General features: G+C 68.5%; 15 protein-coding genes. 7 read left to right on the forward strand and 8 right to left on the reverse strand.

Annotated elements, in window-relative coordinates:
• Positions 1-82: 82 nt before the first annotated feature.
• The 4 genes from purH to OIM94_RS12505 all read right to left on the reverse strand — a co-directional run bounded on the left by purH (position 83) and on the right by OIM94_RS12505 (position 5,487).
• Positions 83-1,651 carry a bifunctional phosphoribosylaminoimidazolecarboxamide formyltransferase/IMP cyclohydrolase gene (purH, locus tag OIM94_RS12490; RefSeq protein WP_264607044.1) on the reverse strand — a complete coding sequence of 523 codons (1,569 nt, stop codon included), beginning with the start codon at positions 1,649-1,651 and terminating at the stop codon, positions 83-85.
• Positions 1,652-1,691: 40 nt separating this feature from the next.
• Positions 1,692-3,422: a heparinase II/III family protein gene (locus OIM94_RS12495; protein ID WP_264607045.1), complete on the reverse strand. Its 1,731-nt coding sequence runs from the start codon at positions 3,420-3,422 to the stop codon at positions 1,692-1,694.
• Positions 3,419-4,075 (reverse strand): ribulose-phosphate 3-epimerase, encoded by a 657-nt coding sequence (gene rpe / locus OIM94_RS12500; protein ID WP_264607046.1) that lies wholly within the window; start codon positions 4,073-4,075, stop codon positions 3,419-3,421. Before rpe ends, OIM94_RS12495 begins: the two co-directional genes overlap by 4 nt.
• Positions 4,076-4,206: 131 nt before the next feature.
• Positions 4,207-5,487 (reverse strand): RsmB/NOP family class I SAM-dependent RNA methyltransferase, encoded by a 1,281-nt coding sequence (locus OIM94_RS12505; protein ID WP_264607047.1) that lies wholly within the window; start codon positions 5,485-5,487, stop codon positions 4,207-4,209.
• A 113-nt stretch (positions 5,488-5,600) separates the two neighbouring features.
• On the opposite strand from OIM94_RS12505, the gene OIM94_RS12510 reads away from it, so the two are divergent.
• Entirely contained in the window at positions 5,601-5,762 is a 162-nt protein-coding gene (locus tag OIM94_RS12510) for a DUF1674 domain-containing protein (protein WP_125973220.1), read from the forward strand.
• Positions 5,763-5,989: 227 nt separating this feature from the next.
• Here the strand turns inward: OIM94_RS12510 and msrA are convergent, their stop codons facing one another.
• From msrA to pabB, 3 genes are read right to left on the reverse strand one after another with little or no spacing between them, the layout of a single operon-like run.
• Positions 5,990-6,667: a peptide-methionine (S)-S-oxide reductase MsrA gene (gene msrA, locus OIM94_RS12515; protein ID WP_264607048.1), complete on the reverse strand. Its 678-nt coding sequence runs from the start codon at positions 6,665-6,667 to the stop codon at positions 5,990-5,992.
• Positions 6,668-6,712: 45 nt separating this feature from the next.
• Positions 6,713-7,912: a pyridoxal phosphate-dependent aminotransferase gene (locus OIM94_RS12520; RefSeq protein WP_264607049.1), complete on the reverse strand. Its 1,200-nt coding sequence runs from the start codon at positions 7,910-7,912 to the stop codon at positions 6,713-6,715.
• A gap of 35 nt (positions 7,913-7,947) precedes the next feature.
• The gene (gene pabB / locus OIM94_RS12525) at positions 7,948-9,717 is read right to left on the reverse strand and encodes an aminodeoxychorismate synthase component I (protein ID WP_264607050.1); all 1,770 of its coding nucleotides are present in this window, start codon (positions 9,715-9,717) and stop codon (positions 7,948-7,950) included.
• 79 nt (positions 9,718-9,796) lie between these two features.
• Between pabB and OIM94_RS12530 the strand changes: the two genes are divergently transcribed.
• Entirely contained in the window at positions 9,797-10,480 is a 684-nt protein-coding gene (locus OIM94_RS12530; protein WP_264607051.1) for an MBL fold metallo-hydrolase, read from the forward strand.
• Between the two features lie 4 nt (positions 10,481-10,484).
• Here OIM94_RS12530 and OIM94_RS12535 read toward each other — a convergent pair whose 3' ends face one another.
• A complete protein-coding gene (locus OIM94_RS12535; protein ID WP_264607052.1) occupies positions 10,485-10,886 on the reverse strand; it encodes an MAPEG family protein in 402 nt (133 codons plus the stop codon).
• A gap of 203 nt (positions 10,887-11,089) precedes the next feature.
• Here OIM94_RS12535 and rpmF point away from each other — a divergent pair, with 203 nt between their 5' ends.
• The 5 genes from rpmF (at position 11,090) to OIM94_RS12560 (ending at position 14,103) form a co-directional block, all read left to right on the forward strand.
• Positions 11,090-11,269, forward strand: coding sequence for a 50S ribosomal protein L32 (gene rpmF / locus OIM94_RS12540; protein ID WP_010545868.1), 180 nt, complete (start codon positions 11,090-11,092; stop codon positions 11,267-11,269).
• A gap of 29 nt (positions 11,270-11,298) precedes the next feature.
• Complete coding sequence (gene plsX / locus OIM94_RS12545; protein ID WP_264607053.1) at positions 11,299-12,330, forward strand: phosphate acyltransferase PlsX; 1,032 nt, start codon at positions 11,299-11,301, stop codon at positions 12,328-12,330.
• A 21-nt stretch (positions 12,331-12,351) separates the two neighbouring features.
• Positions 12,352-13,323, forward strand: a complete 972-nt coding sequence (locus OIM94_RS12550) for a beta-ketoacyl-ACP synthase III (RefSeq protein ID WP_264607054.1) — start codon at positions 12,352-12,354, stop codon at positions 13,321-13,323.
• A gap of 142 nt (positions 13,324-13,465) precedes the next feature.
• Positions 13,466-13,765: an integration host factor subunit alpha gene (locus OIM94_RS12555; protein ID WP_029623389.1), complete on the forward strand. Its 300-nt coding sequence runs from the start codon at positions 13,466-13,468 to the stop codon at positions 13,763-13,765.
• Between the two features lie 8 nt (positions 13,766-13,773).
• Complete coding sequence (locus OIM94_RS12560) at positions 13,774-14,103, forward strand: MerR family transcriptional regulator (RefSeq protein ID WP_264607055.1); 330 nt, start codon at positions 13,774-13,776, stop codon at positions 14,101-14,103.

Here is a 14,103-nt window from a genome sequence, read left to right on the forward strand (position 1 = left end):
TGGGGCGACGGATACGGGCTGCGAACGGAAATGAAAGGCAAAGCAAGGCCGCGCCCCTAACCGGAAGCGCGGCGCGCGTGCCTCAATGCCGGAAGTGGCGCATGCCCGTGAACACCATCGCCAGCCCGGCCTCGTCGGCCGCCGCGATGACTTCGTCGTCGCGGATCGAGCCGCCCGGCTGGATCACTGCGGTCGCGCCCGCTTCCACTGCCGCCAGCAGACCGTCGGCAAAGGGGAAGAAGGCATCCGACGCCACCGCCGAGCCGATCGTGCGCGGGGTTGCCCAACCTGCCTTGTCGGCGGCGTCCTTGGCCTTCCACGCGGCGATGCGGGCGCTTTCCAGCCGGTTCATCTGGCCGGCGCCGACGCCCGCGGTGCTGCCGTCCTTGGCATAGACGATCGCGTTCGACTTGACGTGCTTGGCCACCGTCCAGGCGAACAGGCAGTCGGCCAGTTCCTGCTCGGTCGGCTGGCGCTTGGTGACGACCTTGAGCTGGTCGCGCGTGACGATGCCGTTGTCGCGGCCCTGGACCAGCCAGCCGCCGGCGATTGACTTGGCGAACAGGCCCGCGCGGGCCGGATCGGGCAGCTCGCCGGTGAGCAGCAGGCGGAGATTCTTCTTCGCCGCGAACAGCGCCAGCGCTTCCTCATCGGCGTCGGGCGCCACCACCACTTCGGTGAAGATGCCGGTGATCTGCTCGGCGGTCGCGCGGTCGAGCGGGCGGTTCACCGCAATAATGCCGCCGAACGCCGAGACGGTGTCGCAGGCGAACGCCGCGGCATAGGCCTCCGCGAGAGTGGCGCCGCTCGCCACGCCGCAGGGATTGGCGTGCTTGACGATCACCGCGGTCGGCGGGCCGTCGCGGAATTCGCTGACCAGCTCGAGCGCCGCATCGGCGTCGTTGTAATTGTTGTAGCTCAGCTCCTTGCCCTGCAGCTGGCGAGCCTGCCCGATGCCGCGCGCGGCGGGGCCGGTCGCGGCATAGAAGGCCGCCTGCTGGTGCGGGTTCTCGCCATAGCGCAGCGCCTGGCCGCGCTTGAGCGAGACATTGAGCGTCTCCGGGAAGGCCTCGCCCTGGTCGGCAAAGGCGAACCAGCTGGAGATCATCGCGTCGTACGCCGCGGTGGCGGCATAGGCCTTGGCGGCGAACTTGCGGCGCTGCTCCAGGGTCGTCGTACCGCCCATCACCAGCGCATAGTCTGCCGGATCGGTGACGATCGCTACCGACTCATGGTTCTTCGCGGCCGAGCGCACCATCGACGGGCCGCCGATGTCGATATTCTCGATGATCTCGTCGCGGTCCGCGCCCTTGGCGACCGTCTGGGCGAAGGGATAGAGGTTGACCACGACGAGGTCGATCGGCGCGATCTGGTGCTCGGCCATCGAGGCCTGGTGCTCGGGATTGTCGCGCACCGAGAGCAGGCCGCCATGCACCTTGGGGTGCAGCGTCTTCACCCGGCCGTCCATCATCTCCGGGAAGCCGGTGAGGTCCGAGATGTCGCGGACCTCCAGGCCTGCGTTGCGGAGCGCGGTGGCGGTGCCGCCGGTCGAGACGAGCTCGACGCCCTGGGCGGCCAGCGCCTGGCCGAGTTCGACGATCCCGGTCTTGTCGGAGACCGAGAGGAGCGCGCGGGTGATCTTGATGTCCATGGCCCGCCCCTCTCCCCAATCGGGGGCGCGGGGGCAAGCCCTATTTGGCGCGGTGAAACACCCAGTTGACGCTGGCGCCGCCCGCCGGCGTCTCGCCCTGGAGCACCAGCTGCTGAGTGGCGTGCGGACGGCCGCGCGCATCGATCCACAGGCTCTCCTCGATCGTGAGCGACCCGCCCTTGGCGCGGAACTGCCAGAGCGTGCCCGAAGCGGTACGCAGGATTGCGCCGTGCCCGTCGGCGGTGGGTGATGCCTCGACCTGCGGGGCGAGGTGGAAGCGCACCGCGAACGGTTTGGCGTCGATCCGTCGCTTTCCGGCGGGGAGCAGCAAATCCTCGCCGCGAAGGTCGCGCCCGTCGTGGGAGAGGGTGAGTTCGCGGCGATGGAGCAGGCCGAAGCGCCGGACATAGCCGTCCTGCGCCGCCTCGATCCGGCTGGCATGCTCGGTCTCGTGGCGGACCAACTCGACCTCGCTGACGCCGCGACCGAGCGTGCCATCGGCATGAATCGCGGTGGAGTTGCTGTCGCCCAGCGTCAGTGTGGAGTGGGCGGCGGTGGTGCGCAGGCCCTGGACCAGTTCGGCAGGCAGGCGCGCATCCGCTGCACGGCTTCCGCCGCAATTGACGACGATCCGGTCGGTGCCGTCCGACAGCTCGAAGGCGAGGGTGGAGGCGCAGCCGGTCTGGGCGACGCGGGCGTCCGGCGGGGGTGCCGCATCGAGGATCAGCACGGTGCCGGCGCAGGACAGCCGCTGATAGCCCCACTCCCGCGCCTGCTTGAGCGGGCGGGTGCGCACCCCGGTGGCTTCGATGGTCTGCTCGATCCAGTCGCCGCTGACCGGGGCGCAGCCCTGCCAGCTGGAGAGCCCGCCATCGCCGTGGCACACGCCGAGCAGTGCCGCGACCATGCGGTTGAGCGCGCCGAGCACGAAGGCAGGCGGCTCGATGCGGCGGGCGGCATAGGTTTCGCAGAGAAGGGTAATCAGCTGGATCGCGTCGAGCTGCCCGTCGGGCGAGCGGCCGACGGTGCCGCCATCCTCATAGACCGAGGCGGTGATTGCGCGGTTGAGCCCCGCCTCGGCGAAGCTGCGGCGCGGGTCGCCGCCGGGGAGCACCAGCCCTGCCACGGTCAGGCCCGCCCAGGCAGCAAGCCGGGGGACGCCGACCGGCACCTTGTCGGCGCTGCGATCGAGATGGCGGGCACCGCGGGCCAACGCGTGCATCACGCCCGAGCGATAGACCTGGTCGGTGGAGGAGAGGATCAGCGGCGCATGCGCTACCCAGGCGAGAATGCGCCGGCCGACCAGATCGGGGCGCCAGGCGGGGTCGGCGACCTGCTCGCCATGCACCTTCAACCAGCGGCGCATAAGGTCTTCGGCGACCGGTGCGCCCTGCTCGCGGGTGGCGACACTGGAAAGGTCGCGCAGCCAGGCAAAGCCCTGGAGATGCTGGGTGAAGGCGGGCGACCAGTCCGGCTTGGCGAAGTCGAGCGTCTCGATCGCGCGCACGTCGCCGCAAAGCCGGAGTTCGCCGTCAATAAGGGCATTGCCGCGTTGCGGATCGCCGAAGAACGGATCGTCCGCGGCCGTGAGCAGCTTGAGCGGGTGCCGGCCCTTCAGCCGCATCGCGTAGAGCGGCGAGCGCCAGGCAAGGCGTTGGAAGCGGTCGGCGATCCGGTCGGCGAGCGACAGGCCGCGATCGCCGCCTACCCGGATCAGCCGCTTGCCTTCCTCGACTCCGTCGGCGGCGGAGTCCGGCGCAGGATCGGTCAAGCCCCGCGCAGTGCCGCAATGTTGGCGGCGTACTGGCTCGGGCCGCCGGTGAAGGTCGCGGTGCCGGCAACCAGCGCATCGGCGCCGGCGGCGATGACGCGCGGTGCGGTCTCGCGGTCGACGCCGCCATCGACTTCCAGGTCGATTGCGCGCCCACTTGCCTCGATGCGGCGACGCAGCTCGGTGATCTTGGGCAGCTGGCTTTCGATGAACTTCTGTCCGCCAAAGCCCGGGTTGACGCTCATCACCAGGATCAGGTCGACCAGGTCCATCACATGATCGACCACGTCGACCGGCGTCGCGGGGTTGAGCACCACGCCGGCGCGCTTGCCGAGCGCCTTGATCGTCTGGAGCGTGCGGTGGAGATGCGGGCCGGCTTCCGGATGCACCGAGATCGTGTCCGCGCCGGCATCGGCGAAGGCGGCGAGCATCGGATCGACGGGCGCGATCATCAGGTGCACGTCAAAGGGCTTTGCCGTGTGCGGGCGCAGCGCCTTGATCACCGCCGGGCCGATGGTGATGTTCGGCACGAAATGGCCGTCCATCACGTCGACATGGATCCAGTCGGCGCCAGCGGCGTCGATGGCGCGGATTTCCTCGCCGAGCCGCGAAAAGTCGGCCGAGAGGATCGAAGGGGCGATGCGAACGGACATGCCCGTCTCCTAGGCAAGGGCGGAGTCGGGCGCAACCGGAGGGGGCGGGTGCCCACCGTTTGCGCACCTTTTCTCCACAGGCTTATCCACAGCTTGCTGCACAGGCGGGACGAAGAGCCCCGCCGGTGCGATCAGCGGCGGCGGAAGCGGGCGATAAAGAAGCCGTCGAGGCCGCCCTGGTCGGCCAGCATCCCCGGCAGGACGCGGACCGACCCGTCCTCGCGGGGCGAAATGCCCGCGGGGAGTTCGTCGGCGGTTGCCGGCACCAGCGCGAACTCGGGATGCGCAGCGAGGAAGGGGGCGAGGTGGGCCTCGCCTTCCTTTGCTTCGAGCGAGCAGGTGGCGAAGACCAAGGTGCCGCCCGGCTTGACCCAGGTAGCCGCACGGTCGAGCAGCTTCGCCTGGAGCGCGGCCATCTCGGCGATCAGCGTGGGACGGACGCGGTGGAGTACGTCGGGGTGGCGGCGGAAAATGCCGGTTGCGCTGCACGGTGCATCGAGCAGCACCGCATCGGCCGGAGCGGCGGGGCTCCAGCTCAGCAGGTCGGCGGTGACGATCTTTGCCGAGAGGCTCGTGCGTTCGAGATTTTCGCGGAGTCGAGCGAGGCGGTTCTCGGCGACGTCCACCGCGGTCACGTCCCAGCCGGCGGCGGCGAGTTGGAGCGTCTTGCCGCCGGGGGCGGCGCACAGATCGAGCACGGTTCCGGTGCCGGCACCGATCAGCCGGGCGGGGATCGAGGCGGCGAGATCCTGCACCCACCAGTCACCTTGGGCGAAGCCAGTAAGGTCGGGGACGCTGGTGCCGGGTTCGAGCCGGGCATGGCGCGGGGCCAGGCTGGTTGCGCCGGGGAGCGTCACGCTATCGGTCTTGAGACTGAGGTCCAGCGGCGGGGGGGAGGCAATGGCCTCGCAGGCGGCCTGCACCATCGCATCGCCCCACTGGGCCTGCCAGCGCAGCGCCACCGGATCGGGAAGCATCGGCAGATCGGGAAGGGTCGCGTTGTCGCGCATCAGCGTGCCAAACACGCCGTGGACCAGCTTGCGGGGGCCGCCGTCGACGAGCGGCAGCACGGTCGAGATCGCCGCGTGACCGGGGGTGCCCAGCGCAATCGCCTGGACCAGCGCGATGCGCAGCGCAAAGCGCGCCTTGGCGTCGTCCGGCAGGCGCTGGCGGGTGGCCGAATCGATCAGCGCGTCGAGATCCGGCAAGCGGCGCAGCGCCTCGGCAGCGATGGCATGAGCCAGGCCACGGTCGTTGGGCGCCAGTCCTTGGGCGGCGGAGTCGAGCGCCTGTTCAAGCGCGAGGCCGCGGCGGAGGACGGCGTCGAGCAGCTTGAGCGCGGCGCGGCGGGTGGGGACGCCGGGGGCATCGGGCTCGCTCTCGGCCGGGCGGCGGGTGTTCGGGCGGGCCATGGTCAGCGCACTCCCGTCATCATTGCTGTTCGACCCTGCGCTACCCAACCGTTCACTTGACCATGCTCCTTTGCGCGCCGACATGGGCCGGGCAACCAAGGAAGGCAATCCCGATGGGCAAGCGACCCGACCATGTGCAGCCCCCGGCCTATCTTTCGAAGAGCCCGCCGGTGCCGAAGCCCGAACCGATGCAGCGGCCTGACAAGGACCCGCTCGAGAAGGATCCCGTCCGCTATGGCGACTGGGAGCTGAAGGGCATCGCGATCGACTTCTGAGGGCGGTGCGCCTCGCACGTTCCCGAAGTTGAGGCTCGTGGCAGTTCGACGCGGCGGCGAAGTTCAGGACCTTCCGGGGCGCGGCCGATGCGGGTGCGGCATTCCCCTGCGTCGACTGAGCGCGCTTTTTCCCCGCACACGGGCGGAGGGGAGGAGGCTCGCGTGCCCGACACTTCAAAAAGCCCGCCGACCCTAGCAGCTACCCTGCCTGTCGGGCAGCGCGCGCCTCAGTTCGCGAGCTGGGGGAAGGCGGCGCGAAAGGCGGCGACCTTGGGCTTGTCCCAGCGCATGATGTAGGGGTGCGTCGGGTGCCGCCAGAAGAAGTCCTGGTGATACGCCTCGGCCGAATAGAAGGCGCCCGTCTCCAGCTTGGTCGTGATCGGCTTGGGGAAGGCCTTCGCCCGGCCCAGCTGGGCGATGTACGCCTCGGCGACGCGGCGCTGCTCGGCATTCTGCGGGAAGATCGCGCTGCGATAGCTGGGGCCGCGATCGGGACCCTGGCCGCCCTTCTGCGTGGGATCGTGCGCTACGGAAAAATAGATGCGCAACAACGTGCCGTAGCTCACCCGCGTCGGATCATAGACGATCTTCACCGCCTCGGCATGGCCGGTCGTCTCGGTCGAGACCTGCTCGTACGTCGCGGTGCCCTGGGTGCCGCCGGCATAGCCGTTGGTGACGGACTGGACGCCCTTCACCGACTGGAACACCGCCTCCATCCCCCAGAAGCAGCCGCCCGCGAACACTGCGGTCTGCGGCTTCTTCGCCTTGGAGACGTCGATCGTGGGGACCGGGACCGCCACCGCGGACACCTTCTCGATGCGCAGTCCGCCGGCGGCGATCAGCAAAAAGGCACCGCCGGCCAGCGCGGCAAGGGAGAGCGGGAGCTTCAGCGTGCTTCGGGTCATCGTACACCCATATAAGGACGAGGGAGCCCCCGCGTTACATGCCCGTCAGCGCAGGTCGGCGCAGGCCGTCTGGATGCGGGTGCAGGCTTCGCGGAGCAGCGCCTCAGACGTCGCATAGCTGATCCGCATCGCCGGCGACAGGCCGAACGCCGCGCCGTGCACCGCCGCGACGCGGGCGTCGTCGAGGAAATAGCCGATCATGTCCTCGTCGGTGGCGATCACCTTGCCCTTGGGCGTGGTCTTGCCGATCAGCGCGCTGAACTCCGGATAGACATAGAAGGCTCCTTCCGGGGTCGGGCAGTGCATGCCGTCGATTTCGTTGAGCATGCCGACGACGAGGTCGCGGCGCGTCTGGAAGGCGGCGGCGCGATCCTTGAGGAAGCTCTGGTCGCCGGTCAGCGCCGCGACGGCGGCCGCCTGGGCGATCGAGCACGGGTTCGAGGTCGACTGCGACTGCAGCTTGGCGATCGCCTTGATCAGCGGCGCCGGGCCGCCGGCGAAGCCGATGCGCCAGCCGGTCATCGCATAGGCCTTGGAGCAGCCGTTGACGGTGAGCGTGCGCTCGTAGAGCGACGGGCAGACCTGCGCGATCGTCGCGAATTCGAAGCCGTCGTACAGGATGTGCTCGTACATGTCGTCGGCGAACACCCAGACCTGCGGGTGGCGCTCGATCACCTCGCCCAGCGCCTTGAGCTCGGCGGCCGAATAGGCGGCGCCGGTCGGGTTGGACGGCGAGTTGAGGATCACCCACTTGGTCTTGGGCGTGATCGCCGCCTCCAGCTGGGCGGGGGTGATCTTGTAGCCCTGGTCGGCACCGGCGGCGATGAACACCGGCGTGCCGCCCGCGAACTGGATTACGTCAGGATAGCTGACCCAATACGGCGCGGGGACGATCACCTCGTCGCCGGCTTCCACCGTGGCGACAATCGCGTTGAACAGCGTGTGCTTGCCGCCGACGTTGATGGTCACCTGTTGCGCCGTATAGTCCAGGCCGTTGTCGCGCTTGAACTTGGCGATCACGGCGTCCTTCAGTTCGGGGGTGCCGTCGACGTTCGTATACTTGGTCTTGCCGTCGCGGATCGCCTGGATCGCCGCTTCCTTGACGAACTCGGGCGTGTCGAAATCCGGCTCGCCGGCGCCCAGGCCGATCACGTCGACGCCGGCGCGCTTCAGCTCGAACACGCGGCTGGTCATGGCAAGCGTGGCGGAGGGCTGGATGCGCTGGAGCGCGGCGGAGGTCTGCATGAGTCTAAGCGCCTTTTCCGGGGAAGATGCGGGGCCTATAGGTCCGCTTCGGCGCCTTCCGCAACTGTAACGGCTGCAACCAGTCCGCGAACCGCGTTGCCAAGCAGGAATCCGCGGGCAAGATCCTCGGAGCGGAGATCGCCTTCCACCGCGCGGCCGCTGGCAAGCAACTCCGCGCGGAGGACGCCGGAGAGCAGGCCACGCGCCAGCGGCGGGGTGACCAGCACGCCGTCGCGCTCGACGAACAGCGAGGTGAAGCTGCCCTCGGTCAGAAAGCCTTCGGTATCGCTGAACACTACTTCCCAAGTGCCGGCGGCGCGGCGGGGTCCGTCGTAGAGTGCTCGCCGGGTGGTCTTGTGGGCGAGGCGGAAATCGTCGCGTGGCACGGAATGGGGTACGATCCGGACCTTTATCGGCCCCGGCGGCGTGACGGGCAGCGGCGCGATGCCGATCGCCACCGCTCCCGAGGGCCCGAGCAGCAGGCGCACCCGGGCGGCGTGGCGCAGCCGGAAGGTGGCGGCCTGCAGCTCGTTGCGGACGACATGGCGATCAAAGGGAAAGCCGAAGATCTCGGCGCTGGCGCGGATGCGCTCGAGATGGCGCTCCAGCAGTAGGATTCCATCCTCGGGATCGAAGCGCATCGTCTCGATCAGGTCGAAGCCCGTCTCGCCGGCGGTCACGAACGCGCCCTTGGCGAGGCATTCGCGCCATTCGCTGCCGGCCTCGGAATCCGCCACGACGCCCGAGCCGAGGCCGAGCGTCGCGCGGCCCGCGTCGTGGATCGACAGGGTGCGGATCGCCACGTTGAACTCCGTACTGCCATCCGCGTCGATCCTCCCTATCGAACCGGTATAGACGCCGCGGGCATCGGGTTCGACTTCGGCAATCACCTGCATTGCGCGGATCTTGGGGGCACCGGTCACCGATCCGCAGGGGAACAACGCCGCCAGCGCGTCGACGGGTCCCAGCCCGTCGGCAAGGCGGGCGGTGATCGTCGAGGTCATCTGGTGGACGGTGGGATAGGTCTCGACCTCGAAAAGCTGGGGCACGCGGACGCTGCCGGGGCGCGCGACCCGGCCGAGATCGTTGCGCATCAGGTCGACGATCATCAGATTCTCGGCACGCTGCTTGGGGTCGGCGGCAAGCTCGCGCGCGATCGCGGCGTCGGTGGCGGGATCGGGATGGCGTGTCGTCGTGCCCTTCATCGGGCGGGCGGTGAGCGTGCCGTCCTCCAGCGTGAAGAAAAGCTCGGGCGAGAGGCTGAGCAGCCACTGGGTTCCGGTCGCGACCAAGGCGCCGTGGCCCGCCGCCGCGCGGGCGCGCAGCAGCGCGTAGAGCGCGGCGGGATCGCCGGCGACCGGCACCTCGGCGCGGAAGGTTAGGTTGGCCTGATAGATGTCGCCGGCTTCTATATAGCCCCGCGCGCGTGCGAAGGCGGCATCATAGATCATACGGGCCAGCCGCGGGCGCGGGCGCCCGGCCCAGGCGCCGGCGGGGTCGGGCAGCAGCGTTGGCACCGCCTCGGCCGCCAGCCGCTGGTGCCCGCGGAACAGCCCGAACCAGAGCAGCGGCCCCGCTCCCTCGCGCGTGGGCGCGCGCGATTCGAAAGCCGCGCCTGCGTCATAGGCGAGCCATCCGGCGGCATCGAGGCCCGCCGCGGCCGCCTCGCGCAGCCTGTCGAGCGCGGGGGCGACCGCCTCCAGCCGATCCGCGACGACGATCTCGACGGGATCGACATAGAGCCGCGCGCCGCGCCCGCCGGTACGGGCATCGTCGAGCAGTACGAAGGGGGGACGCAACGCCATCGTCGAATCGAATGCAGGCCTCGGCCGGTCAGGGCAAGCCTTGGTTGCCGCGCGCGCGGTCGCGGAGTAGCGAGGGGCCATGGCGACTTCCGATCCTACCGCAGCCCAGCCGCCGCTTCGCGCGGCGATCGTCCCCGTCACGCCGCTCCAGCAGAACTGCACCCTGCTCTGGTGCACGAAGACGATGCGCGGTGCGTTCGTCGATCCGGGCGGCGATCTCGACCGGCTGCGTGCCGCCGCCACGCAGCACGGCGTCACGATCGAGAAGCTGCTGATCACCCATGGCCATATCGATCATTGCGGCTCGGCCGGCATCTTCGCCGAGGAGCTGGGCGTTCCGATCGAAGGCCCGCACGAGGCCGATCGCTACTGGATTGCCCGGCTGGAGGATGACGGCCGTGCCTATCGCGTGCCCGGCAAGCCGTTTGAGCCCAGTCGCTGGCTGGAGCAGGGCGACCAGGTGATGGTGGGCGAACTGGTGCTCGACGTGTACCACTGTCCGGGCCACACGCCGGGCCATGTCGTGTTCCACCATCCCGAATCGCAACTGGCGATCGTCGGCGACGTGCTGTTCCAAGGCTCGATCGGCCGCACCGACTTCCCGCTCGGCAACCATCAGGACCTGATCGACGCGATCACCACCCGGCTCTGGCCGCTGGGGGACGACACGGTGTTCGTCCCAGGCCACGGCCAGCCGAGCAATTTCGGCCAGGAGCGGCGCACCAACCCGTTCGTCGCCGATTCGGTGCTGGCGCGCGCCTGAAGCCTCAATGCAGCGGGTTGGTGCCCGTGTAGCCGAGCCATGCGGCATAGAGGCCGAGCCCGGCGACGATCAGGAAGGTGGTGAGCGCGCCGATCTCGCGGCCACGCCGCCAGCCGTCCATGCCAAAGCCGTGCAACACGCGGCCGAGCAGATAGACGGCGGCGACGACCCACAGATAAAAACGCGTGCCCTGGGCCAGCTCGATCAGCCCAAGCAGGATCAGCACGAAGGGCGTATATTCGACGAAGTTCATCTGCGCGCGCATGCGCGCGATGAGTCGTGGGCTGCCGCCGTCACCGGTCAGCACCTTTTCGGCCATGCGAATCTGGATGACGCGAATCGCCAGCCACAGGTTGAGCAGCGCCGCTGCGCCCGCGCAGGTGAGTGTTACCGGCAGAAAAAACATCGCGCCCCCCTAGTGAAACAGGTCAAAACCCCTGCCACGCGCGGCTTCTGCTTGCAACGCGGACGAGAATCGCTATACGCGCGGGCTCGCTTCGTGACCTGTCCGCTGGTCCGGCGAGCGGCCGGCCTAGCCGTCGCTTGCCCGAACTACCCTGTGGGCGTATCGCGACTTATTGATTCATTTAGCTTGTTGAAGGTGCCGAAATGGCCGTTCCTAAGAGAAAGACCTCGCCGTCGAAGCGTGGCATGCGTCGTTCGCACGATGCGCTGACTGTCGAATCGTTCCAGGAGTGCCCGAACTGCGGCGAACTCAAGCGTCCGCACAACCTGTGCAACGCCTGCGGCCACTATAACGGCCGCGAAATCGTTTCGGTCGAGGGCTGAGCGACGTTCCGCGACGGGGGGTTGCCGGTATGACTGTTCCCTCGCGGATCGCCGTCGATGCAATGGGCGGCGACGAGGGGGTCGCCGTCATGCTCGCCGGCGCCGCCCGTGCACGTCGCCGCTTCGAGGGGATGGAATTTCTCCTCGTCGGCGATGAGTCGCGCATCCGTGACGGCCTGAAGGCGCATCCGAACTTGGCAGCCGCGTGCGAGATCGTCCACGCGGCCGAAGTCGTTGCGTCCGATGCCAAGCCGAGCCAGGCGATTCGCCGCGCCAAGACCACCTCGATGGGCATCGCCATCGATCTGGTGAAGCAGGGGCGTGCCGGCGCAGCGGTTTCCTCGGGCAACACCGGCGCCCTGATGGCGATGGCCAAGCTGTCGCTCCGCACCATGGCGGGGATCGACCGGCCGGCGCTCGCCGCGCTGATGCCGTCGCTGGGCGCTAATGACACGGTGATGCTCGATCTCGGTGCCAACACCGAAGTGGACGAGCGCAACCTCGTCCAGTTTGCGGTGATGGGTGCGGCCTATGCGCGCACGGCGCTCGATCTCGCGCGCCCGCGCGTGGCCCTGCTCAACATCGGCACGGAAGAGATGAAGGGCACCGACAGCATCCGCGATGCTGCTGCCCAGCTGCGTGCGGCCAAGCATCTGCCGCTCGAATTCACCGGCTTCATCGAAGGCAATCGCCTGTCGCGCGGCGATGTCGACGTGATCGTCTGCGACGGTTTCTCCGGCAATATCGCGCTGAAGACCGCCGAGGGCACCGCGCGATTCGTGGCCGATCTGCTGCGCCGCGCGTTCAGTTCCTCGCTGCGCTCCAAGGTCGGCTTCCTGATCTCGAAGCCGGCGACGGACCTGCTCCGCCACCATCTCGATCCAAACAACCATAATGGTGCCGTTTTCCTCGGGCTGAACGGCATCGTCGTGAAGAGCCATGGCGGCGCGAACGAGATCGGGGTGGATACCGCGATCGGCTTCGCCGCCAAGATGGTGCGCGACGAACTTACCCGGCGCATTGCCGAGGATCTGGGGAACTTCGAGGCCAAGGCCGCGTAAGTACGAGGTAGAAGGGGTCGCATGACCGTACGATCGGTGATTCTCGGCACGGGGTCCGCCCTGCCGGCGCAGCGTGTTTCCAACGCGGAGCTGGCGGAGCGCGTCGATACCAGCGACGAATGGATCGTCGAGCGGACCGGGATCCGCTTCCGCCACCTTGCCGGCCCTGACGAAACCACCGGCACGCTGGCGGCGGACGCGGCCCGCGCCGCGCTGGACGCAGCGGGCGTCGAGGCGGCGGCAATCGATCTGATCGTGCTCGCCACCGCCACCCCGGACCAGACCTTCCCCGCCACCGCGACGCGCGTGCAGCATGCGCTCGGCATCCTCGATTGCGTCGCCTTCGACGTGGCGGCAGTGTGCTCGGGCTTTCTCTATGCGGTGCAGGTGGCGGATTCGATGCTGCGCGCCGGCGTCCATCGCCGTGCACTGGTGATCGGTGCCGAAACCTTCAGCCGCATCCTCGACTGGGAAGACCGCACGACCTGCGTGCTGTTCGGCGACGGTGCCGGCGCGATCGTCCTGGAGGCGCAGGATACGGAGGGCCAGGCGCCGCAGGGCATCCTTTCGACCAAGCTCCACGCCGATGGCCGGTACAACGACCTGCTCTATGTCGACGGCGGGGTGTCGACCACCGGAACCGTCGGCAAGCTGCGCATGAAGGGCCGCGAGGTGTTCCGCCACGCCGTGACCAATCTTGCATCGGTGATGCAGGAATCGCTCGATCTTGCAGGGCTCGCGCCGGGGGATGTCGACTGGGTGGTGCCGCACCAGGCCAATGCCCGTATCCTCGATGCCACCGCGCGCAAGCTGGACCTGGCACCGGAAAAGGTGATCGTCACCGTCGACCGGCACGCCAACACCTCGGCGGCATCGGTGCCGCTGGCGCTGGACGCTGCAGTGCGGGATGGCCGCATCCAGCGCGGCGATCTGCTGGTGCTCGAGGCGATGGGCGGGGGCTTTACCTGGGGCGCCGCGGTCGTGCGCTTCTGACCGACCTAGAGATATAACCCAATTTGGACCAGATACGTGTTTTTCCAGTATATGTCTGAGCCGTTACTAGGGCTTCAACATCGAACTTGATAGCGCGTAATGATCTGATACGGGTAGCGAGGATTATGAAAGGAAGTGCCGGATGAGTGCTGCGGGAACGCTGACCAGGGCAGACTTGGCTGAATCGCTGCATCGCGAAGTGGGGCTTTCGCGCGCGGACGCGTCGCGCATCGTCGAGCAGATCCTCGGCCATATGTGCAACGCACTTGCGAAGGGCGAGAATGTGAAGATCTCGGGCTTCGGCAGCTTCGTGCTGCGCGACAAGGGCGAGCGCATTGGGCGCAACCCGAAGACCGGCGTCGAAGTGCCGATCGCTCCCCGCCGCGTGCTCACCTTCCGGGCCAGCCAGATGATGCGCGACCGCATCGTCTCGGCCCGCTGAGAACCGACATGCCGGCGACCGAGAAGGCCGCCGGCGCGTTGCGAACCATTGGTGAGCTCGCCGCTGAAATCGGCAGGCCACAGCATATCTTGCGCTATTGGGAAACGCGTTTTCCCCAGCTGAAGCCGCTCACCCGTGCGGGCAACCGCCGGTATTACCGACCCGACGACGTGGCGCTGGTGCGCCGCATCCATCAGCTCCTCAGCGAAGAGGGCTATACCATCCGCGGCGTGCAGCGCCTGCTCGCGGAAGAAAAGGCGGCGCGGGGCAAGAACCGAACCGCCGAGCTGCAGGCGATCCGCGACTCCCTGGCCGAGAGCCTGGAAGCGGATCGCTGA

The organism is Sphingomonas sp. R1 (assembly GCF_025960285.1).
Classification (GTDB): Bacteria; Pseudomonadota; Alphaproteobacteria; order Sphingomonadales; family Sphingomonadaceae; genus Sphingomonas.